The organism is Dactylosporangium sp. NPDC000521 (genome assembly GCF_042898305.1).
Classification (GTDB): domain Bacteria; phylum Actinomycetota; class Actinomycetes; order Mycobacteriales; family Micromonosporaceae; genus Dactylosporangium.
Genome location: NZ_JBIAYW010000020.1, coordinates 99,696 through 120,984 on the forward strand (window position 1 = coordinate 99,696; position 21,289 = coordinate 120,984).

Here is a 21,289-nt window from a genome sequence, read left to right on the forward strand (position 1 = left end):
GCGCCGCATCGGTGTACGGAGTTGTCCGGACATCGCGGCAGGCGGTGACCGGCGGCTGGACCGGCCCGCACGATCCTCGGCATGGGAGATCCGAAGGTACTTCAGGCGCAGCAGTGGGTGAACGCGACCTACGGCGCCGTCCCCGGCTACACCCCGTGCCCGGAGGACGGCCGGACCGGGTGGACGACGATGTTCGCCCTCATCGAAGGGTTGCAACACGAGCTGGGCATCAGCCCGGTCGTGGCGAGCTTCGGCCCGACGACCGCCGCCCGGTTCGCCGCGCTCGGCGAGATCGGCATCGCGTTTCCGCCCGGCAGCGGCACCGCCAACGCCAACATCATCACGATCCTGCAGCACGGCCTGTTCTGCAAAGGCTACTGGGGCGCCGACACGTACGGGCAGTACACGGGCACCACCGTGAGCGCGGTGCAGAGCCTGCGGTCGAACATGGGCATCCCGCCCGGCAACGGCACCATCGATGTGCGGATCGCCCGCTGCATCCTCAACATGGACGCGTACGTGATCGTCGCCGGCGGCACCGACAAGATCCGTGACGTGCAGCGCTGGCTCAACGGCCGGTACTGGCAGCGTGACGCGTACACGATCGGGCCCTGCGAGGGCATCTACTCCCGCGACGTGCAGAAGTCGCTGATGATCGCCATCCAGTACGAGCTGGGCCTCAGCCCGACCGGGAACTTCGGCCCCGGCACCCAGGCCGGCCTGCGCGCGCATCCGCTCAACATCGGCAGCACCGGCATCTTCGTCGAGCTGTTCTCCGCCGCCTGCGTGTTCAACGAGCCGGTCAACAACACCACCACGAACCGGCGCAGCACGTACGACGCCACCCTCGCCGAGTTCGTCCGGGAGTTCCAGCGGTTCTCGCTGCTCGACGTCACCGGCGCCGCCGACTATCAGACCTGGGCGCAGCTGCTGGTCTCGATGGGCGACCCGGACCGTCCGGCGGCCGGCTGCGACACCCGCTTCGAGATCACCGCCGCGCGGGCGAGCTGGCTGTACGCCAACGGGTACCGCATCGTCGGCCGCTACCTGTACGACCCGCCGGACTCCACCCTCGACAAGGAGATCAAGCCCGGCGAGCTGCGGACGATCTTCAACGCCGGCCTGCGGGTCCTGCCGATCTACCAGGACAACGCCCGGCAGCTGTCGGACTTCACGTACATCGCCGGCTACCAGCACGCCGTCAACGCCCACAACCTCGCCGTCGGCCATGGCTTCAACAAGGGCACCGTCATCTACTTCGCCGTGGACTACGACGCCACCCAGGACGAGATCGACGAGGCGATCGTCCCGTACTTCCAGGGCGTCGCCGCCGGCCTGTCCAGCCGCGGCAAACGGTACGTGCACGGGGTCTACGGATCCCGCAACGTGTGCGCCGACGTCACCGACCGCACCTTCGCCCGCTGCTCATACGTCTCCGGCATGTCCTGGGGGTTCTCCGGCAACCTCGGCTTCCCGTTGCCGGCGAACTGGTCGTTCAACCAGATCAAGGAGTTCCAGGTCACCAACGGCAGCGACACGTACGACCTGGACCGTGACGTGTGGCGCAGCAGCGCAGATCCCGGTTCGTCCTCGGTCAACAACCCGGCGGGCCTTGCCGACGCGTTCATCGCCTACATCCAGCAGCTGTACGACCTCGCCGTGGCGTATGGGGGCAGCAAGCCACCCTCACAGCTGGTCATGGAGTTCATCCGTCACCGCGAGTACGGCAGCAAGAACACGCTGAACGAACTTGGCTGGTCGTACCTCATCGGCGACTTCGACCAGGGCTTCGTCGACCACGCACACGCCAGCGGCGCCGCCGTCTGGACGCTCTTCAAGGACCCTTACAGCGGTTACGATCTCGGCGCCGAACACCTCATGGCGACCGCCAACGGCCACTTCGTCACCGCCCAGCCCGCCGACCGGGCGGACGCCAACGGCGGCGACGTCGCCGGCTGGGCCGGCGACCTGATGACCTTCTACGCCGACTGGCGCAACTCGGCGGAGCAGTACGCGTCCGGTGAGGCGTTCTGCGCCGCCAAGCTCGCCAAGCCGAACGTGGTGTCGTCGTTCGGCTTCAACGACCTGGTCGAGGACGCCGACGGCTATCTGATCGCCCGGGCGGTGCGCTCAGGCAAGACCATCGTCGAGGCCGTCCGCGACCACTACGCCAACGGTGGTGGGGTGCACCGGTTCACCGACTACTTCAACCAGCGCTGGGGTACCGCCGCGAACTGCTTCGGCTCCGCCCACAACGCCCTCACCAGGCCGGATCTCACCCTGGGCGTCGCACGTAAGCAGCTCATCCTCTTCAACGGCGCACCCTTGCTGCCGTCGATGATGGCCGACCTGCCGGGCGGAGCCGCCAAGCTGGCCGGCTTCGTCCAAGGCTTCGCCACTGCCCTGCAGGATCGCATCACGCTGGAAGGACCGTCCTGATGACCGGTGAGATGTCCCGACGTCGTGTCCTGACCACCGCGGCGCTCGCCGGTGCCGGCGCCGCGCTCCTGCCGGCCGGGCGCGCGGGCGCCGCCCCACCCACCTGGCCGCACGCCCGGTCGGCGAACGGCTGGCCGATCCTCGAGCAGGCGACCTGGCACCCGATCGAAGGCAGCGGCCAGCGCGTCCAGCTCGCGGACGGCGGGCCGGCCGTCATCCTCACCTACGTCGCCCGCCGCCTGCACTACGAGCTCGACCAGCTCCGCCCAGGCGACGTGGTCGGCGTCCCGGCATCCCGGAGGGTGACGGAGGCCTACGAGTCGAACGCCCTGTCCGGCACCGCGATCACCTTCCGTGCCAACGCCTATCCGCTCGGCGTCACCGGCGGCTTCTACCCGGCAGAGCTGGTGGTGATCCGCGACATCCTCGCCGAGCTCGACGGGGTCGTCACGTGGGGCGGCGATCTCCCGCACCCGAAGGAGTCGCACTTCCAGATCGCCCACGGTCCCGGCCATCCCGCGATCCGGCACGCCGCCGGCCGTGTGCTCGGCACGCCGGGCGCCCACCCGGCCGGCCCACGATCCGACGGCACGCTGTCCGCCGGCTCCATCGACGCGCACGAACCGGGCCGTCGCGCCCGCGCCGACGCGTACACCCGCCGCAACCGCTGAACGAAGGAGTCACACCATGCGGTCGCACCGTCTTACGCTGACGCTCCTCTCCGCCTGCATCGTCGCCGCCGGTGTGCTCGCGCACGCCGGCCCGGCCGTCGCGGTGCCCGGTGAACGCTCCGTCTCATGCTGGGGTGACTGGTGTTCAGGCCAGGATCCGGAGCGCACCGGCTGCGCCGTCGGCGCCAGCACCGTGGCGTCGGCGGGAATCCCGTGGTCGAACGGGCTCACGATCGAACTGCGCTGGTCACCGACCTGCCAGACGAACTGGGCCCGGGTCAACTACGGTGCGTACACCTACGTGCGCGCCATCCAGCGATCCACCGGCTACACCCAAGGGGCCAGCTCCAACAACGGCGTCTACTGGTGGAGCGCCATGATCTATTCGCCCGACAAATGCGTCTACGCCAGCACCGCGGGTCCCGTCTTCACCCAGGTCGACACCTGGTGCGTGTGACCCGCGACGCCGCCGTCCGCGGCGATACCCGGGTCGCATCTGTGCTTGCCTGAGCCTGTGGGCGACGGTGCAGCACTACGGGAAGCGTGGGGTTCGGTGCCCGCGACCGTTACCCCCCGTTTCGGCAACGGTCACGGGCGAACTGCACGAACGGCGTTGAGATCTCGCGCATTCGTCGGGGCCGATCCTAGTCGTGGATCCACTATCGCTGTCAACGTATGTTTCCAGGTGTGCCGAAGTCGGAACGAAATTGTTCCACGTCAAAGACCCGGTGCCAGGCCCGAGCAGGCCGCGAGGCGTCGGGTCGCGCGTGCCGTCGCGGGGCTCCCAGGGTGGCTGTCCGGGGATGACGACATGGCCAAGGACCGCACCAGGACCCGATGAATCGTGATCCGCGACGGAACCGGGCCAGGACGGCCATTGCGTCCCTGCTCGAACTCGATCCGCCGGACACCCCACTGCTCGGGCCTATTGTGGACGGGGTGCTCGGCCCCGGCCGGCCCACTGCGTGCAGGCTGGCTGAGGGGCCGAAGGTGCTCGCTGATGCGGAGACTCAGGCCACCGTCGGCATGCTGGTGCCGGTCTGTGGGTAGACGGCCGGGACCCGCCGCCGGACGGCGATGTCGGACAGCCGGGACAGCATCTCGGCGCTGCGCGGGCCGAGCAGCGCCGTCTGGACCCGGCGTGGGAGGTACCGGCCGATCCCTTCGGTGAGGTCGTACGCCAGGGTCACCCGGGTGCCGGCCTCGACCGGTTCGAGGTCCAGCCGTACCGTCGCCGCGCCGAGCGGCCACGCCCGGGCATGCAGCTCGAGCATCTGTCCCGGGATCACCGCCCGCACCGAGGTCACGTCCGTGATGTGCAGCGGCCACGGCCCGACCTGGTGGTGCAGGCGGGTCCCGGCCGCGGGCCAGGCCTCGTCGACGTCCCGGATGTGGGACGCGCCGACCACCCAGCTGGCGTATGTCCAGCCGTCGGCCAGGACCGCGAAGACGCGATCGGGTGAGGTGCGGACGAGCTTGCGTCGCTTGGCCACTGCCGTCTCCCTTCGACGCCGGAGATCCGCAGTCTTCCCGGTTCCGTCCGGATTAAGCCCGGGTAGGGCTTGAACGCGGCCAGCTCGGCCAGCGACTTGAGCATGTCCGTCGGCCGCTCACCCCGCTCCAGGTCCCGCCCGAGGAGGCGGTGGTCGCCGCCGTAGGCGATCGAGCCGCCGAACGCGCCCGGCGCCATCGTGCCGCGGAACTCGGCCTTTCCGCGCACCCACGACGATGTGGCATGAATCGAGATCGTGGAGGGCGGCCCGACTACCCTGCGACTGTGGCGACGCTGACCGAACTCCTGACCCTTGACGTCGAGGCGCTGCTCGACCGGGTGTGCGCATTCGACGCCGACGATCGGGCGGCACTGCACCGGCCGGCGCAGCAGGCATGGGAGCGGTACGCATGGCGGGACGCCATCGACGGACGCAAGGACCGGTTCACCGACGAGGATGGCCGCCGGCTCGAGCTGATCCTCATGGCCACGGCGCCGGCCGACCGGCTGCACTGGCCGGCGGACGACGCGCAGTCGCGGATCGTCCGCTCGCGGGGCAGCCGGTTCCTGCACGCGCTCGCCCGGCACGTGCTGCACGTCATGGCGACCGAGGACTTCAGTCCGGACTTCGGCGTCATCCGCCGGGCGGAACGCGACGGCCTCGTCACGTTGGACGCCGACGACGACTATGTCCTCGCGATGGTCAGCGGGCTCGGCGGACGGTTCAGCGGCGGCGGGCGCCGGGCAGATCTGCTGCGGGCCGACCCGGACCTGCTGGCCCGGGCGTTCTGGCGGATCTTCGAGATCGAGGGCAACCGGCAGGTGAGCCTCACCAACGTCGACAAGTACAGCAGCCGGACCGTGCAGACCTGGCACGACGCGGTCCTCGACCTGCTGTCCGATGGCACGATCGACCGCGCTCGGGTCCTGGACGCGACCGTCGCCGCGCTCGGGCTCGGCTTCCCGCAGTACCGCGCCGGCTGGTACTCGCGGCTGCATGCCGCGCTGGCGCCGTCCGTCGACGAGCGCGCCGCTCGCCAGGCCGGGTACGCGGCGCTGCTGCACAGCTCCGTCGGGCCCACCGTCGCGCTCGCCGTCGACGCCCTCACCGCGGTGCAGAAGGCGGGCCGGCTCGACCACGACGCCGACGCGCTCGCCCACGGGCTCGTCGCCGCGGTACTCGTACCGGCGAAATCCACCGCGACGAAGGCCCTCACCCTCGCGGCGCGGATCGGCGGCGGACAGCCGGCCGTCATCGTCGCCGCGCTCGGCCATCCGCATGCCGACGTCCAGGCCGCCGCCGTCGAGCTGTCGCGGGTCCGCGGTGAGCCCGGTCCCGTCCTGTCCGCGTTGCCGACGCTGGCGCCCGTCGTCGCGGCCGCGGCTCGCGAGTGGCTCGGCTCGCTCGGCTTGCTCAGCGCGCGGACGCCAGCGGTCACGGCGCCGGTCGCCCCGCCGGACGTCGCCGCGCCGGCGCTCGAGGCGGTGGTGCCGATCACCGACCCGGCGGAGCTGGCCGAGGCGTTCGCCATCCTGCTGGCCGACCCGACCGACGCGGAGCTGCTCGAACGCGCGCTCTGCGCGGCCGCCCGGCTCGGCCCGGAGCCCGGTGAGTACGCCGGTCTGGCCCGCCGGGCGGCACGCCTGCTGCGCGACGGTCCGGCGTACGAGTGGGAGCTGCTGCTCGACGTCGTCGCCGGCGTGGTGCTCGCCGCCGCCCACGCACCGCCGGTGCGCCGGCTGCCGCCGCTCCCGCCGCAGGTGCGGCTGCTCGCCGGGCGCGCGGCCGCCGTGGAATCCGCGTTGCGGGCCGGGCGCCGGTTCGCCCCGTGCGCCGAGCCGACGCATGCCGGCGGTTGGATCGCGCCGGCCGTGCTCGTCGAGCGGCTCGCCACCGGCGCCGCGCCGGACCCGCTCGACGCGGTCGCCGCGCTCCTGCGGCTCGGGCCCGACCCGGCCGGCGTGTCGCCGGCGATCCGCGACGCGGCGGCCGCGGTGCCCGGCGCCGTCGGCACCGCCCTCCGGTACGCCCTCGGCGGGCCGCCACCGGAGTCACTCAGCCGCCCCGACCGTCCACTGTGGATCGCCGCCGCCCGGGCGCGCGCACCGCGCGGCGACGACGCGCCGCTGATCGGCCGCGGACCCGGCTTCGACGCGGCCGGCGCGGGACGGGCACCCGCGTGGCGGGTGTGGTTCGATCCCGAATGGTCCCCCTACAGGCCCATCCGGGTCGCCGCGCTCGGACCGGCCGCCGAGCCGGCACCCCCCGATCCGGCGCTGCCGACCGTGGCGCTCGCCCACGCGGACTCGTTCGACCGGCTGCCCAGCGGGCCGTGGCACCCGTGGCTGGCGTCGATGTGGCCCGGCAACATCGAACCGCTCCTGGCCATGGCGCTCCGGTTCCAGCTCGCGTCCCTCGACGGCACGGTCGACGGCGGCGTCTCGGCCCACGCCCTGCACCTGCTCGACCGCACGGTCGCCGAGCTGCCGCCGCTGAGCCCGTACGTCGTCGGGGCCGGGCTGGCGGGCGCCGGCATCAGCGAACGCACCGCCGCCGTCGACACCGCCGCGGCGCTGCTGCCCCAGCGGATGGACCCGGCGACGCTGGCGTCCGCGATGGCGACGCTGGCTCCCGCGGTACCACTGAACCGATGGGCCGACTCGCTGGGCGACCTGTCCGTGGCCGGGCTCGGCGCGCAGGTCCGGGCGCTGCTGACCGCTCTGCTGCCGTCCCTCGACCGGACCAGCCGCGGCCTGCACACCCTGGTGGAACTGCTCCGCGACGAACACCTGCGCGCCGCCGTACCGGTGACTGATCCCACGCTGAGGCAATGGCTGTCGGCGGCCGGCGGCAGGTCGAAAACCACCGCCGCCGCGCGATCACTCCTCGGCTACCTGGCCCCGGCCGACCCCGCCGCACCCGCGTAGTCAAGAACCCGGACGTTCGATTCAAGGTCTGGCGCGCAGATGGCGGCGCACGAACGACAGCCGGTCCCGCGTCCCGGAGCCGTCCCGATCCGCGACGTACTCGGCCAGCGCCTCCGACAACCACCAAGCCCGCCGGCTGCCGTAGTCCTTGCCGAGGCTCACCACGTGCGTGAATTCGTGGGTCAGCAGGTAGCTCAGTCCGTCCCGGCCGATTGCTCGGCCCGGACCTCCGCCCCGTAGGGACCCACGGCGTAGCCGTCGTACGCCTTCCTGCGCCCGTGAAACCAGGTACGCCACTCGTCTGGCCCGGCGAAGTAGACAACGTACCGCTTCGGCGGCGCTCCCCACCGGGCGAACCGGTCGGCGATGTCCGCCGCCTGGTCGGCGGCGGCGAGCGCCTGCCGCAGATCACCGGCGTGCGAGGCGGGCACGGCCAGGATGACCCGCCGCCCGGCCACGGCCCGCAACGGCGTGAGATCCCACGGCAGCACCGTGCGCTCGAACCTGGTCGCGATGGCTCGCCCGTCCTGCACCGTCCACCTGCTCGGCAGCACGAGCGAGGCCGGCTCGCAGCCGGCGTCGCCGAGGCAGTATTCGATCGTCACCACCACGGGCGACCGGTCACCGATGTCCGGCGGCATCCTCGTCACTCGCGCCGTCCACCGTGCCACGCCCAACGCCCGCAGCGAGTGGAACCGTTGCGTCAACTCACGGTGCAGCACCACGTCAACGTGCGCCAGATAGCCGTCCAGGTCGCCGGCGAGCAGCGCCCGGCTCTGCGCGGCAAGCCCGTCGTTGATGAGGTCGGCCATCACCTCGGCCACGCTCTTCGACCGCGCCGAAGCGGTCGGCGCCGCCGAACCGGTCGCCGCGACGGACTCCGCGTCGGTGCCGGGAGCGAGGTACAACGCGGCGGCCACCACCACCGCGACCCAGCACGCCAGCACCACCCGTAGCCACCGCCGCCGGCGTGTGGGCGGCACCGGCAGCTCAGGCGCCTTGACCGACGACGCCGCGAACGGCAACGGCACGCCGTACTCGCGGACCCCGATGAACCTCGACCGGCCGCGGCTCGTCGCCGCCTTCGTGCTGCACACGGGCACCGTCGTTGATCACCTGGTCGGCTCGAAACTCTGCGGCTCGAGCAAAGCCGCTGGCCTCGCGTCGCGGAAGCCAGCTGACCAGAGCTGAGAAGCCCGGGACGATCGGTCTCGCCGCGCACGGACGGCGGCAGATCCGTATATGTGATCTTCGGGTACCGGACTACCTCCGTCGAATCCGCGGTGGTGCCAGACTGTCGGTGGCGTCAACGAAGTCTTGGAGAGCCGGCGTGACTGGCGCCGAGCGCCCCTGATGGCGCAACACCCCGGACCTGCCGCTGGCCCTGCGCACGCCGTAACGTCGAAGCGTCTCATGATTGAGGACTGCAAATGCGATCTCTCAAGACTTGGTGGCGGATCGCCGCCGTGGTAGGCATGAGCCTGATCATGGCCTTGCTTGATCACTTCGTATTTGATAAGCCGTTCGCAGCCAGCTTGTTCGAGGGACTAGGGATCTTCGGTGGGATCATCGTGTTTCGCTATCTCTTCGATCCCCCGAAGCGTGCGCAATTAAAGATCACGACAGAACAGCAGTCCCCCAAGGTGGAAGAACAGGATGCCTTGGGCGGGTAGGGCTTCCAGCCCTGCGACCCGGAGACGGCCTCGGCAGGCCAGGGCCGAATGTTCTGGCCGCGGCGCTACTGCCATCGCCTTGAGCAACAGCCGTTCGACCACCCCGTCTCAGCAGTCGGGTGGTTCCGGATACGTAGCGCACTGCCTGCGCAGGTGGGTTTCGCGAAACCAACGGCGATATTCGAGGCATCCCTCGGCGCCATGATCGGATGCACTGACATCGGCAGAAGCGGATGCCTGCGGCGTCGGCATCGTGGTCAGCGGGTTTCACGGTCTGGGTCCGGCATGCTTGGAGCCCGTGTGACCCATCAAGTACGCCTTACTGGCCGCGGTTCGGTGTCAGGGTGATCCGGATCGCGGCGGTGTCCATGCCTTCGACGATGCGGCGGAGGTCGCCGTCGACGGTGTCGGCGAGTTCGCGGAGCCGGCCGCGTACGGTGCGGTTGGCGCCGTCGGCGATGACGTGCTCCAGGCCGGTCGCGACGGCGAGGGCCGCCAGCGCTGCGATCCGCGGGTCGGCCGGTCCGTCCCCGGCGGCTGCGTGCCGCAGCAGCACCCGGGGTGCGGCGGCGGCCACGGCGTCCATGGCGATGTGGCGGGGGCCGGCCAAGGTCAAGCGGTCCAGCAGCCGGGCCGGCGGGCGCGCCACCACGCCGTCGTGCACGAGATGGTCGCTGACGAGTGTGGTGGCGACCCCGGCCAGCAGCCAGACCCAGCGGGCGACGTCGTGCCTGCCCTGACCGACCTGTTCGACCACGGCGGCGGCGATCGCATCGGTCGGTGGCGTGATCTGCGACCGGACCTGGACGACGCCACCGTCGATCGCGATGTGCCCGGTGATGCTGAGGTCGGCCAGGATCGCCGCGGCGACGCCGGCGTCGGCGAGGTGCGGATCGATGTGCAGGCGACCGCTGTAGCCGTCGTGGGCCAGCAGGAAGTACTCGGCGTGCAGCGGCCGGTGCGCAACCATCGGGCTACCGGACCTCGATCGGCTCGCGCTCGGCCTGGACCGGGACGGACCGCAGCGTCGCCCGGACCACGCGTGAGCGGCGCAGGGCATGGCCGATCCGGACGAGGTGGGAGACGGTCGCGGCGGGGGTGAGGTCCGTGGTCAGGATCGCCGCGACCGGCCGGGTCGGCTGCCCGGCGGATGCTTCGGTGCGGGCTCGCAGCGCGACCGCCAGCAGCGCTGCCTCGACGTGGAGCGGCCGGTCGGCCTCGGTGGCGTACAGTCGCGCCGCCTCGGCCTGGGCCACCGCCAATGCCTCCTGCGGTACCCAGGCGGCCAGCACCGCGTACGCGTCGAGGATCTCCACGGGCATTCGCACCGCGGCCAGCGGGGCGTGACGGGCCAGGGACCGCAGCGCGGCGAGTCCTCGGTACCGTGGCAGCAGCGCGACCTGGGGAAGCGCTGCCTGCACCCGCCGCCACAACGGCCACAGCCGGCCGACCGTGATGAAGGCGCGCAGCCAGCGCAGCGGCCGCCACGCGCCACCGGGGCGCGGTGCCGGGCGGGCCGGGGGCGGGACCGGACCATCGACGACGACCATCGACGCGCCGGCGTGTTCGAGCAGGGCGTCGGTGCCGAGGCCGGCGTAGGCCTCCGGTTTGGCGTGCCGGAACGCCGCCGCGAACAGCGCTCCGCCCGCGACGGTCGCGGCGAGCATGCCGATGAGCACCCAGCCCGCCGGCGAACCGCCGGCGACGCCGAGCACGGTCTCGGCCCGGGCCATCGTCACCGCCACCACCGGGACGAGGCCGGCCATCGCCAACGCCGGCGCGTACCGCGTCCGCCAGCGCCGCCGCCGGCCGGACGCCGGGTGGCGGCGGAAGAACCCGATCACCGCCGCCGAGGTCACCGCGAGCAGCACCAGCAGGCCCAGCGCACCGAAGTACGACAACCAGGTGAACATGGTCAGCACCGGGTCGAGGCCGAGCACCGCGAACACCACCACGGTCAACGCCGACGCCGCGCTCTGGGCCATGGACCCGATCACCGGGGCGGCCAGCCGCCGGCCGGTCAGCACCAGCCGGCCGGGCAGCAGCCCGTCGCGGGACATGGCGAAGACGTAGCGGGCCACCGCGTTGTGGATGCTGAGCATGCAGGCGAAGACGCTGGTGACGATGAGGGCGTTGGCGGCGGTCGCCGCCGAACCGCCGAAGGCGCCGCCGATGATCGCGAACGGCAGCAGGCCGGCAGAGTCCCGCGCCTGCTGCACGACCGTGTCCGGGCCGGCCCCGACGGTCATCGCCCACCCGGTCACCGTGTAGAGGACGCCGGTGACGGCGAGCGCGACGTACGTCGCTCGGGCGACGGTGCCGCGAGGGTCGCGGGCCTCCTCGCTGTACACGGCCCCCTGCTCGAAGCCGAGATAGCCGGTGATCGCGAAGGCGAAGACGACACCGACGCCCGGGCGCAGGAACTCGTCCGGCGACAGTCCGGCGAGGGTGATCGCGCCGTCGGCGGGGCGCGAGAGCGCGCCGGCGTCGAACAGCACGACCGCCGCGATCTCCAGGACGAGCAGGACCGCCAGCACCTTCGCGTTGAGGTCGATCTTGCGGATGCCGAGCAGCGCGACGACCACGAGCGCGAGAGCGGACCACGTCCACCACGGCCACGTGAGGTGCAGGTGGACGGCGGCGAAGTCACGGGTGACGACACCGAACAGGCCGAACAGGCCGATCTGCACGGCGCTGTAGGCCAGGACCGCCACGAACGCCGTGGTGACACCCCAGCCGCTGCCCAGGCCGAGCGCCACGTACGGGTAGAAGCCACCGGCGGAGCGGACGAGCCGGCTCATCGTCGCGTACCCCACCGAGAACACCGCGAGGACCGCGGCCACGACCGGATAGGCCAGGGGTGTCGCGACGTTGCCGCTGACCGCGAACGTGGTGACCAGGCCGCCGACGAGCACCGTCATCGGGCCGGAGGCACTGATCAGGATCATTGCCAGGCCGGTCACGCCCAGCGAACGCCGGACAGACTTGATCACCATCGGTCACCACCCCCGTATCGATGCGTGATCATGCTAGCCTCCCGCCATGGCATCGTTCGCGGAGCGGCTCGACGAACTGTTCCGCACCGTTCGAGACGGCTCAGGCAGGCCCTACAGCGCGCGCGAGGTCGCCAAGGATCTCGGCAAGTCCCACACGCATGTCAACAACTTGCGCAGCGGCAAGGTCGAGCCGCGCATCGGTGAGGTGGAGCGGCTGGCCCGGTTCTTCCGGGTGACCGTGGACTATCTGCTCGGTGGCGGGACGACGGATCCGGTTCCGGCGGCCGAGCGGCCGCATGACGCGTTCGAGGCTGCGCTGCGCCAGCCCGGCGTGCAACGGGTCGCGATGCGCATGGTGGAGCAGCAGCTCTCGGTGGAGGGCGCCGAGACGATCCTGCGGATCATCGACGAGGTCGCCCGGCTCGAGAACGGCCGCCGCGACCCGAACCGGGCCACCGGCTGACATGTCCCGGTTCAGCGACGACGCGCTCGTCCGCGCTCTGGTCCGGCAGGCCGAGGCGCTGCTCGACGAGTTCCTGCCGCAGCAGTTCACCCTCGAGCAGTTGCACGCCTGCGTGGAGGAGCGTCGTGGCCGCCGCATCGAGGTGCGCTCGTGGCCGATGCCGGCGGGTGGGCCGCACGGCCTGTGGGTGGTCGGCGACATGACGGACTACGTCTATGTCGACGGCAATGCTCCGGCGCTGCGGTACCGGCAGATTCTCGGCCACGAGTACGGGCACGTGCTCTTCGACGACCAGGGCGGCCCGCTGCCGGACTTCGCCCCGCAGCTCGCCGGTGATCGCGGCGCCGGGCAGCGCGATCGCGTGGCGCACGTCGCGGGTGCCCGCACCACGCCGCTGCCGACGGGCCCGTGGCCCGCGGACACCCGCGGCTGCACCCGGACCGGGTACGACGAGATCGTCGAGCAGCGGTGCGAGTGGTTCGGCACCGTCGTCCTGCAGCGACTGAGCGACTGATCCGAGCCGGCCGGGCAGGAGCCGCCCGCCGATTGGTGGCCGGGCGGCTCCGCGTCGTGGCAGGTGGTCAGTGGTGGCCGGGGGAGCAGTGCGCGGCCGTGCTCGGCGGCACGTTCAGCGCCGGGTTGCGGGTGAAGAACCCGACCGGCTGCAGCGCGAACCCGACCTTCGCCACGGGCATGATCGGCCAGTCCTCAGGGCGCGGGAAGTGCGTCATGCCGACGGTGACCCAGGCGGTGATGTGCTCGCCGTCCAGCGACCGGTCGGCGGCGGCGAAGGCGGGCAGGCCGGCACCGCCGCTGTGCTGGTTGGGCATCTCGCCGGCCGGGAACCGCTCGTCCGGTGCGTACCGCGTGAACTGCACGTGCTGGGCGGCGAAGGCCGCGCGGGCGGCGATCGAGGACGTGTCGTCGGCCAGGAGGGTCGGGCCACCAGGATGCTGCAGCACGAAACCGGTCGGCTGCCCCAGCGCGTTGGTCGTGTCGCTGGTGATGCGCCATTCGCGGCCCACCGCCGGGTCGGCGGTCCGGCCGCCGGCGGCCTCGGATGCGATCCGGGTGAACCGGCGGGTGAACGCGTTGCCCAAGGGGTTGTCCGGCCCGGTCGGCACCCGGACCAGGTCGACCTCGTCGACGGCGTTGCGGCGGGAGTCGACGGCCATCACCAGCCGGGCGCAGAAGAAGTGCTGGTGGCCCGGGGCGCCGAGCTGTGGGGCCACCTTGGTCGCCCAGGGGCTGCCCTCGATGTACGAGCTGGTGAACGGCGCACCGGTGGCCTTGGCCTCGAACTCGATCCGGCCGTCGAGGTACAGGTACCAGAAGAAGCCGTAGTCGTAGTTGCCGACGGTGGCCCAGAACGAGACGACCAGGCGGCGCTGGCGGCGGGTCTCGCTGGACTCGGTGAACAGGTCGAAGTGCTTCCAGCCGACGCCGGCGTCCTCCTCGTGCAGGCAGATGGCGTTCTCGCGGACCTGCGGGTTGCCGTCGGCGTCGGCGAGGACCGCGTCGAAGTAGTAGATCTCGCCGAGGCAGTCACAGCCGAGTTTGAGCTCGTTGACCTGGGCACCGAGCAGGTACTCGCCGGCGTCGAAGTAGTTCTGCCAGGCCCGCACCGGCGACGGGTCGGCGTACGGGACCACCATCTCAGCGACCGAGGCCCGGTCGAGCACCGGCCGGCCGCCGAGCGTGAGCTCGTGCAGGGTGAGGCCTTCGCGGGCGTTGAAACCGACGCGGAACCGCCAGCCCTCCGCGTCGGAGCCGCCCCAGGTCACCACGTCGCCGTCGACGGTGAAGCTCGGCCCGTGCGGCTGGGTGATCTCGATCGGCTTGAGCTCGCGCAGCGGGCCGACGTAGGCGGGGTCGTCGTGGTTGGCCTCCGCCTCCGGGATCGGCAGCAGTTGCTCGTCGACGAGGCTGATCACCTCACCGCTGGTGAGGTCGACGTAGGCGACGATGCCGTCGATCGGGTGCGACCAGCAATGGTCCTCGGGACGGTGCTGCTGGAACGACAGCACCCGCAGGAGCCGGCGGCCGGCCTCGCCGTCGATGTCGTACCAGCCCGCGGACAGCGGGCAGGCCCGCACGAGGTCGAGGTCCTCGACGCCGCGGCGCCGCATCGCGGCGACCCAGCCGGCGTCGGCCTTGACGATGTCCTCGACCTTCATGAACTCTTCCAGCAGGATCGGCGGCTGCCCGTCCTTGTACGGGTCGTGCTCCACGACCTGGTGGACCGCGGCGCGGGCCAACGACACCACGACCGTGCGTGCCAGGCCGGTCGCGACGTCGAGCAGCACGATCCGCACCAGCCGGTCGATCGGCTCGGCCGCGGCCAGGTCGGGTTCGTCCAGGGCGACGTCGACGAAGCGGGTCGTCGGTGTGAGGAGGCCGGCCTGGCCCGCCAGGCCTCGGGCGGCGGTGATCTCGTCGGCGGTCAGCCGCCGCAGCGGGTGCGTGACTCCGCCGCCGGCGGAGATCGTCGGGTGGTCGGTGAGTGTCATGTGAGGGGTCTCTCTGCTCGATCGGTTGGGCGCATGGTTCGGCGGGTGAGCCGGCCGTGCCAGCTCACCCGCCGTCGGCCGGGGGGCTGTTCAGAACCGCCGGTGAATGCCGGTCGCGTCGCCCGAGCCGGTCAGCGTGGCGTCGCCGCCTGCGGCACGCGCCTGGAGCAGCGCGCCCAGGCCGTCCTCGGCGGCCGGTTGCTCGGTGCCGCCGCCGCCGATGCCGGCGTACAGCCGCGGGTCGCTGGCGCGCAGGGCCAGGCCCCAGACGATGCCGACGAGCGCGGTGAGCACGATGATGCCGGGCATCACGTAGATCTCCAGCGATCCGGGCTCGGCGTTGAGGAGCGCGTCGGCGTTGGCCGCGGTGACGATCACGATGGCGGCGAGCGCCACGGCGGCGAGGACGGGTGCGACAGTGCGGTGCCAGGCGCTCTCGGCCGCCGAAGGCGACTTGCGGAAGTAGCCGACGACAGCGAGGGAGGTGCCGATCATCAGCAGCAGGATGCCGAGCGCGGCGATGTAGCTGAGCCACGTGAACAGGTGCGCCATCGGGTCCTTGTCGAGCGCGACGAAGACGGCCACCACGATGGCGGCGAGCAGCGACTGCAGCAGCGACCCGGCCATGGGCGCGCCGGTGCGCCGGGAGGTCGCGGCCGTGAACCGGGGCAGGACGCCTTCGTGGCCGGCCGACCAGGTGTAGCGCGCCACGACGTTGTGGAACGACAGCAGCGCCGCGAACACGCTGGTCGCCAGCAGGCAGTTGGCGATCACGGCGATGCTGTGGCCGTAGTACTGCTCGATGAAGTTGAACGGCAGACCGGACGTGGGGTCCTGGGCCATCCCGGCGACCTGGTCGGGGCCGGCAGCGACGATGAGCGCCAGCGCCGAGAGGCAGTAGAAGATCGAGGTGAATCCGACCGCGATGTAGGTCGCGCGGGCGACGGTACGGCGCGGATCCTTGGCCTCGGCGGAGTACACCGGGCCCGACTCGAACCCGACGAACGCCGCGGTGCTGAGGGCGAACACGATGCCGAGGCCGGGGCCGATCAGCTCGCCGGGCGACAGGCCCTGCCACGAGATCGAGCCGGCGGCCGGGTGCCCGAACCCGCCGATGTCGAACGCGGCGACGGCGGCGACCTCGGCCACGAGCAGCACGCCGAGGACCTTGGCGGACAGGTCGACCTTGAACAGGCCGAGCAGGCCGACGACGGCCCACGCGATCGCCGCCCAGGCGTACCAGGACCAGGCGAGGGAGAACTGGGCCTCGGCGAACGCCGAGGCGACCACGCCGAAGAGGCCGTAGAGGCCGATCTGGATCGCGTTGTACGCGACCAGCGCGACCGCGGCGCCGGACACGCCCCACACGCCGCCGAGCCCGCGGGCGAGGTACGTGTAGAACGCGCCGCCGTAGTCGAGGTGCCGGCTCATCGCGGTGTATCCCACCGCCCATACGGCGAGCACCACTCCGAGGACCAGGAACGACAGCGGAGTGCCGAGGTTGCCGGTCACGGCCAGGGTGGCGACGACGCCGCCGCCCAGAACCGTCAACGGCGCCGAGGCTGAAATCGTGTAAAAGGACAGCTGGAACGTGCCCAGCTGACGCCGGATCAGGCCAGGCGCGAGCGCGGCCGGTTGGTGGGAGGACATCGCGGAATCCCTCTCGGGTCGGATTGGGTCTGCTGCACGGTAGCGCTGGGAACGAGATCCTTCAATCCCGAACAATTAATTAACAAGGACGAAACCTGATCGAGTGCTTTTTCTGCAGCGAGGCCGGTGCCGTGTTGAGAGTCGGGTATCGCATCGACTATGGTTCGACACCGAAGTTTCTGCACCAAGTTTGCAGGTGATCAAACAGAGACAATGTCAGCCTAAAGATCACGGGGAGTTCCGTGTCGTCGCCGTACCTGCCCCGCCGCCTTCCACTCGCGGACGAGTTCTGGTTTCTGACGCACCGCCCGTACGGCCCCGGCACACTGCTCGCCGATGACATCCTCGGCGTCGGTCTGGCCGGTGCCGTGATCGGTGAACTGGCACTCGCCGGGTACGTGTGGCTGCAGGAAGGCCGGGTGATGCCGGCCGAACGACCGCAGGTCGAGCAGTACAGGCCGCCGCTGGCCGACGGTGGACGTCACTCCATGGACGGCTCGTGGCGGTCCGCGCCCATCCCGTCGAGGGCGGTCGACCCGCTGCACGAGGTCGTCATGGGAGAGATCACCGCCCGCGGAGCCCTGTACCCGGTGCAGGACTGGATCGCGTTCCTGGCCGGCGACGCGGACCGGCGCGTCGCTGAGCGCCTGGCCGTCGCCGGTCATGTCGTCTCCGCCGGCAAAGGGCTGCTGCGACGACGGCAATCATGGGAGCCGGTGGACGCCTCGACCGCCTCCAGCCCCGCGGTCACGCTGCGGTACCACGCCCGCGCGCCGCTTGCCACCCGCGAGGGCGTCGACAGTCAGACGGCGCTGCTGGCCGGTCTGGCCCTGGCCACCAAGCTGGTCCGTGACATCGACATGGACGAGACGATCGAATTGGAGCGGGCACTGCTCGGCATGGTCGAGTCCCTGCCGGACAGCATGCTGAGCATGCTCAGCGCCGTACAGCACGCGGTGACCGGACTGACTCGACAGGTCCGCCGCTAGGTCGTGCCACGGCAATCTGGAAACGTACCAGAAAGGACGTCATTCTGCCTGCATCGGTCACGGCGGCCGGTGCGCCATCCACCGAATCTCTGGAGAATGCACTTTTGCGCCGGACAAGCATGACATCAGCGTTCCGTCCCGATGTCCCGTCTCCCCAGCAGCAGTAATGCCCGAACAGAAAGGCACGGCCGCGGCCTCGCTCACACAGCGTGCGCATCGCGCCGCGGTGACCATGCGCAGGCATTTAGAACATGAGGTCCTGCAACCCGTTCAAATGACCTTCACAGGCTACGAAATTCTGCACACGTTGCGCGAAATCGGCGCATGCACCGCAGTCGACATTGTGCGGATAACCGGGATCCGTACCTCTACGGTCAGTGAGGCCTCGGCGCGTCTCATCGATGAGGGGTTGGTCATCCGGCGGGTCGACCAGCGGGACGCTCGCGCGCGACTGCTGCAACTGACCGAGTCCGGCCGGCGGCTCATCGACCGGCTCGTCCCTGCCGTCAGCGCCGTGGAAGTTCGGATTCTGCAGGAGCTCTCCGCGGGTGTCGTCACCGGCGCCGAACTTCTGCTCGCTCATCTGCAGCCGGGCGGCAACGGCCTGACCATTGAAACGCCGCGCCCCCCGGCGCCGCCAGTACAGTCCGAGGGCTCACCGGCCGCGGGTCGGTGACTCCGACGGACCGACCACATCTCCACTCCTGTCAACCGATGTTTCCAGCAATCAATACCTGGAACCGTTACGTTCCAGTTAACTGCTGATCCGACATGCCTCTGAGTGTCGCGGCCGCCGCGCGCAGGTCGGCGCGGAGTTGTTCGTCTCTCCACGCCATGGTGTGCGGGCCGGAGTTGTAGGCGACGGACCGGGCGCGGTCCGCCAGCCGGGCCAGTTGCGGGGCCGCCGTGGTCGCACCGATCGTCACCAGGGCCTGTGCGGCTTCGGCTGACCAGAGGCCGTCCTCGACGGTGTCGAGCAGTGCCGGCGCCAGGTCGTGGGCCGGCACGCCCAGCCGCCAGAGCGACTCGGCGATGGCGGGCCGGCCCGAGGTCAGGTGTCTGCCGAAGGCGGCGCGCAGGTCGTCGATCAGCTCCGTCCAGCCCAGGTCGGCGGCGAGTGTCGCGGCCTGGGCCGCGGGCTGCCCACCGGAGTCCACGATCGCGCGGACGGTGGCCAGAATCTCGTCCGGGGGATGCCGCCCGTCACCGGTGCTGGCGAGAAGGTGCCTGGCAGCGGCCAGTTGCATGCGGTAGATCCACGTCGGCGCATGGACGGGCCGCTGCCATTCCCGCAGAGTCGGCAGCAGCTCGGGCAGCTCCAGACCGGCATCAGCGGCCATCGTCAACGCCAGGGGGACCTGCGGACCCCACAATTCTTCGATCGCGTGCCGGATCGCCTCGACGACAACGGACCGGTCATGAGTCAGCCGCCAGGCCGCGAACGCCGGCTCCGCCCAGCCCTCGGTGGCCAGCGCCCGCAGCGCGGGCAGGTCAGCGGTCTCGGCGGCGTCCAGCCGGGCCAGCGCCCACGCGACCTGCCCCGGCGCGAGCGCACGGGCCGCGCGCACCTGCGACGTCAGGGCGGACGCCCGCGCGCCCAACGGCCTCAGCCGCCTGACCAGCGTCGTGACGCCCTCCGCGTCGCCGGCCGCCGTGGCCCGCTCCAACTCGGCGCGGATCGCGTCGAACTGCGCCGCGGTCAGGTCGGGCCATCCGCCGGCTGTCCACCCGCCGAGCTCCACCCAGCGCTGGTCACCGAGACTCCCCAGGACCCAGATCGCCTTCTCGCGCGCGTCCGGTGGCGTCTCGCCGGAGGCCGCCACCCGAGCCAGGTCGTCGGCCCACGGTGCGGCTGCCGTGCCGGTCGCGGCGACCGCGTCGACGGCAGCGGCACGCAGCAACGGGTCGTCATCGAGGAGCAGCCGCCCGGCCCACGACGCGGACCAGATCCGGGCCGGGCGATGCCAGCGGCAGCAGTCCTCGACCGCCCGCAGCACCGGCACCGTCACCGGCAGCGCGTCGAGCAGCACGGCGCCGACCTCACCATCCACCGCGCACAGCAGATCCGCGAGCGTCGACTCGCGGCGCAGCCAGTCGGCGGGCACCTCCGCGCCTGACGCGACCGCGGCCGCGACCGTCGCCGGCGCGCCGTCAGGCCACGGCACACCGGCCCGGGCGCACGCCAACGCCGCCGCGACCACGACCGTGCCGTCCGCCGTGTGGTCCGCGGTCAGCGTGTCCACGGCTTCCGCGCCGAGCCCCAGCAGCAGCGCCGCCCGCACCCCCGGATCGGTCTCCGAGACCAGTCGGTGCCGCAGCAGGCCCGGGTCGGCGTCGGCCTGGGCCAGGGCGTAGGCGGCCGCGGCCCGCACCGCCGCTTCCGGGTCGTCGAGCAGGGGTGCGATCGTCGCCGCCAGTGCCCGCAGCGCGGACCGCGCCTCAGGCGACGCCCGGAACGAGCGCTCCGGGTCTGCCGCCCGGCCCGCCGCGGACAGCGCCGTGGCCCGTTCGTGCGGCGCCGAGCAGGCCAGCGCCACGAAGTGCGGCACCGCCGCGGGGATCACGGGTGCGAGCCGGTACAGGGCCGGGTAGTAGCGGTTCACATCGAAGAGACGCTCGAAGATGCGCTGCCATGCCGCACGGGTGTCATCCGCGGACGCCGATGCCGCACTCGCGAGCATCTCCGGCACGCCGGCGTAGTCCTCGCCCCACACGTCGGCGAGCGACGATTCCCCCGTTGGCCGCACCGGTGCAGCATAGTTTCCGCAGGGCACAACGGTGCGGCGGACGGCGTGCCCCGGCCTGCCTGCGGTCGCTGGCATGGGAGCGTCATGCTGAACGCATGAACGCACAGCCGCCCGTCGATCCCGCCGTCGTCGAGGCCCGACGGCAGACGCTGCTGTCGATGTGGCAGGAGGCGCGCGAGCACGGCCGCCTCCACGAGGCCCACCGGGCATCCGCGACGAACATGATGCTCGTCCTGGCGGCCGCGGGCATCGGCGCGGCGGCCACCCTGCCGCTCGGCACCGGGACCGTTCCGCTCGCGCTCGGGCTCATCTTGCTCGGCGCGTTCGGGTTCCTGCTGTCGGCGAAGCACCACGAACGCTGGAAGCGCACGCTGGCGGTGGCGGTGGAGTTCGAGAACCGGATCGACGCCCTCGACCCCGGCCTCGGGCTGCGCGCGTCGAAGGACCGCGCCCATGAGGCGCACGACCAGGAGCACGCGCGATGGGCGCGGATACGGCTGAACCAGGTTTGGTCCCTGCTGCACGTCTTCGTCATGCTCATCGGCGTCGTCGTGCTGATCGCCTCCGTCGTCCGCATGTGACCGACGCCGGTCGAGGGATGGCCGTTGACGTCCATCGACGGAGCTCCTACATCGCGCCTGCGCGGGTACCTCTCGGCGCGCGCACCACATCGCGTTCGGCGCGGCGAACGAGATCCGGTTCCGGATCCGCCTCACCGTCACGCCGGCCGG

The 21,289-nt window shown here is 71.5% G+C and carries 17 protein-coding genes; 10 read left to right on the top strand and 7 right to left on the bottom strand.

Annotation, left to right across the window (positions count from 1 at the left end; genetic code table 11):
• Positions 1-81 precede the first annotated feature (81 nt).
• The 3 genes from ACFY3L_RS42575 to ACFY3L_RS42585 are packed head-to-tail and all read left to right on the top strand — an operon-like array spanning position 82 to position 3,567.
• Positions 82-2,439: a glycoside hydrolase domain-containing protein gene (locus ACFY3L_RS42575; RefSeq protein ID WP_389338310.1), complete on the top strand. Its 2,358-nt coding sequence runs from the start codon at positions 82-84 to the stop codon at positions 2,437-2,439.
• Positions 2,439-3,110, top strand: a complete 672-nt coding sequence (locus tag ACFY3L_RS42580; RefSeq protein WP_389338313.1) for a hypothetical protein — start codon at positions 2,439-2,441, stop codon at positions 3,108-3,110. The genes ACFY3L_RS42575 and ACFY3L_RS42580 overlap by 1 nt, the downstream gene beginning before the upstream one ends.
• 16 nt (positions 3,111-3,126) lie before the next feature.
• On the top strand, positions 3,127-3,567 hold the full coding sequence (locus ACFY3L_RS42585; RefSeq protein ID WP_389338316.1) for a DUF2690 domain-containing protein: 441 nt from the start codon (positions 3,127-3,129) through the stop codon (positions 3,565-3,567).
• A gap of 553 nt (positions 3,568-4,120) precedes the next feature.
• On the opposite strand, the gene ACFY3L_RS42590 is transcribed toward ACFY3L_RS42585, so the two are convergent.
• Entirely contained in the window at positions 4,121-4,603 is a 483-nt protein-coding gene (locus tag ACFY3L_RS42590; RefSeq protein WP_389338318.1) for an SRPBCC family protein, read from the bottom strand.
• Positions 4,604-4,887: 284 nt separating this feature from the next.
• Between ACFY3L_RS42590 and ACFY3L_RS42595 the strand changes: the two genes are divergently transcribed.
• Complete coding sequence (locus ACFY3L_RS42595; protein ID WP_389338321.1) at positions 4,888-7,530, top strand: DUF6493 family protein; 2,643 nt, start codon at positions 4,888-4,890, stop codon at positions 7,528-7,530.
• 194 nt (positions 7,531-7,724) lie between these two features.
• Here ACFY3L_RS42595 and ACFY3L_RS42600 read toward each other — a convergent pair whose 3' ends face one another.
• Entirely contained in the window at positions 7,725-8,627 is a 903-nt protein-coding gene (locus tag ACFY3L_RS42600; RefSeq protein ID WP_389338324.1) for a hypothetical protein, read from the bottom strand.
• Positions 8,628-8,960: 333 nt separating this feature from the next.
• Between ACFY3L_RS42600 and ACFY3L_RS42605 the strand changes: the two genes are divergently transcribed.
• Entirely contained in the window at positions 8,961-9,203 is a 243-nt protein-coding gene (locus ACFY3L_RS42605) for a hypothetical protein (protein WP_389338327.1), read from the top strand.
• Positions 9,204-9,522: 319 nt separating this feature from the next.
• Here ACFY3L_RS42605 and ACFY3L_RS42610 read toward each other — a convergent pair whose 3' ends face one another.
• A complete protein-coding gene (locus ACFY3L_RS42610) occupies positions 9,523-10,173 on the bottom strand; it encodes a GPP34 family phosphoprotein (protein ID WP_389338330.1) in 651 nt (216 codons plus the stop codon).
• A 4-nt stretch (positions 10,174-10,177) separates the two neighbouring features.
• Complete coding sequence (locus ACFY3L_RS42615) at positions 10,178-12,199, bottom strand: amino acid permease (RefSeq protein ID WP_389338333.1); 2,022 nt, start codon at positions 12,197-12,199, stop codon at positions 10,178-10,180.
• 46 nt (positions 12,200-12,245) lie between these two features.
• Between ACFY3L_RS42615 and ACFY3L_RS42620 the strand changes: the two genes are divergently transcribed.
• Positions 12,246-12,662 (top strand): helix-turn-helix domain-containing protein, encoded by a 417-nt coding sequence (locus ACFY3L_RS42620; protein WP_389338336.1) that lies wholly within the window; start codon positions 12,246-12,248, stop codon positions 12,660-12,662.
• A 1-nt stretch (position 12,663) separates the two neighbouring features.
• Positions 12,664-13,176 carry a hypothetical protein gene (locus ACFY3L_RS42625; RefSeq protein ID WP_389338339.1) on the top strand — a complete coding sequence of 171 codons (513 nt, stop codon included), beginning with the start codon at positions 12,664-12,666 and terminating at the stop codon, positions 13,174-13,176.
• 67 nt (positions 13,177-13,243) lie between these two features.
• On the opposite strand, the gene ACFY3L_RS42630 is transcribed toward ACFY3L_RS42625, so the two are convergent.
• Together ACFY3L_RS42630 and ACFY3L_RS42635 are read right to left on the bottom strand one after the other, a co-directional pair.
• Complete coding sequence (locus tag ACFY3L_RS42630) at positions 13,244-15,172, bottom strand: primary-amine oxidase (protein ID WP_389338342.1); 1,929 nt, start codon at positions 15,170-15,172, stop codon at positions 13,244-13,246.
• A 90-nt stretch (positions 15,173-15,262) separates the two neighbouring features.
• A complete protein-coding gene (locus ACFY3L_RS42635; protein ID WP_389338345.1) occupies positions 15,263-16,822 on the bottom strand; it encodes an APC family permease in 1,560 nt (519 codons plus the stop codon).
• A gap of 242 nt (positions 16,823-17,064) precedes the next feature.
• On the opposite strand from ACFY3L_RS42635, the gene ACFY3L_RS42640 reads away from it, so the two are divergent.
• Both ACFY3L_RS42640 and ACFY3L_RS42645 read left to right on the top strand, forming a co-directional pair.
• Complete coding sequence (locus tag ACFY3L_RS42640) at positions 17,065-17,811, top strand: GPP34 family phosphoprotein (protein WP_389338348.1); 747 nt, start codon at positions 17,065-17,067, stop codon at positions 17,809-17,811.
• 166 nt (positions 17,812-17,977) lie between these two features.
• Positions 17,978-18,487, top strand: coding sequence for a MarR family winged helix-turn-helix transcriptional regulator (locus tag ACFY3L_RS42645; protein ID WP_389338351.1), 510 nt, complete (start codon positions 17,978-17,980; stop codon positions 18,485-18,487).
• A 67-nt stretch (positions 18,488-18,554) separates the two neighbouring features.
• On the opposite strand, the gene ACFY3L_RS42650 is transcribed toward ACFY3L_RS42645, so the two are convergent.
• Positions 18,555-20,558: a hypothetical protein gene (locus ACFY3L_RS42650; protein ID WP_389338353.1), complete on the bottom strand. Its 2,004-nt coding sequence runs from the start codon at positions 20,556-20,558 to the stop codon at positions 18,555-18,557.
• A gap of 95 nt (positions 20,559-20,653) precedes the next feature.
• Between ACFY3L_RS42650 and ACFY3L_RS42655 the strand changes: the two genes are divergently transcribed.
• Positions 20,654-21,139, top strand: a complete 486-nt coding sequence (locus ACFY3L_RS42655; RefSeq protein ID WP_389338355.1) for a hypothetical protein — start codon at positions 20,654-20,656, stop codon at positions 21,137-21,139.
• Positions 21,140-21,289: the final 150 nt, after the last annotated feature.

Excerpts from the sequence above, each read along its gene's own strand:
- ACFY3L_RS42625 (WP_389338339.1), top strand. The coding sequence starts at position 12,664 with ATGTCCCGGTTCAGCGACGACGCGCTCGTCCGCGCTCTGGTCCGGCAG.
- ACFY3L_RS42580 (WP_389338313.1), top strand. The coding sequence starts at position 2,439 with ATGACCGGTGAGATGTCCCGACGTCGTGTCCTGACCACCGCGGCGCTC.
- ACFY3L_RS42635 (WP_389338345.1), bottom strand. The coding sequence starts at position 16,822 with ATGTCCTCCCACCAACCGGCCGCGCTCGCGCCTGGCCTGATCCGGCGT.
- ACFY3L_RS42655 (WP_389338355.1), top strand. The coding sequence starts at position 20,654 with ATGAACGCACAGCCGCCCGTCGATCCCGCCGTCGTCGAGGCCCGACGG.
- ACFY3L_RS42620 (WP_389338336.1), top strand. The coding sequence starts at position 12,246 with ATGGCATCGTTCGCGGAGCGGCTCGACGAACTGTTCCGCACCGTTCGA.
- ACFY3L_RS42575 (WP_389338310.1), top strand. The coding sequence starts at position 82 with ATGGGAGATCCGAAGGTACTTCAGGCGCAGCAGTGGGTGAACGCGACC.
- ACFY3L_RS42605 (WP_389338327.1), top strand. The coding sequence starts at position 8,961 with ATGCGATCTCTCAAGACTTGGTGGCGGATCGCCGCCGTGGTAGGCATG.
- ACFY3L_RS42585 (WP_389338316.1), top strand. The coding sequence starts at position 3,127 with ATGCGGTCGCACCGTCTTACGCTGACGCTCCTCTCCGCCTGCATCGTC.
- ACFY3L_RS42630 (WP_389338342.1), bottom strand. The coding sequence starts at position 15,172 with ATGACACTCACCGACCACCCGACGATCTCCGCCGGCGGCGGAGTCACG.
- ACFY3L_RS42610 (WP_389338330.1), bottom strand. The coding sequence starts at position 10,173 with ATGGTTGCGCACCGGCCGCTGCACGCCGAGTACTTCCTGCTGGCCCAC.
- ACFY3L_RS42645 (WP_389338351.1), top strand. The coding sequence starts at position 17,978 with ATGCCCGAACAGAAAGGCACGGCCGCGGCCTCGCTCACACAGCGTGCG.
- ACFY3L_RS42615 (WP_389338333.1), bottom strand. The coding sequence starts at position 12,199 with ATGGTGATCAAGTCTGTCCGGCGTTCGCTGGGCGTGACCGGCCTGGCA.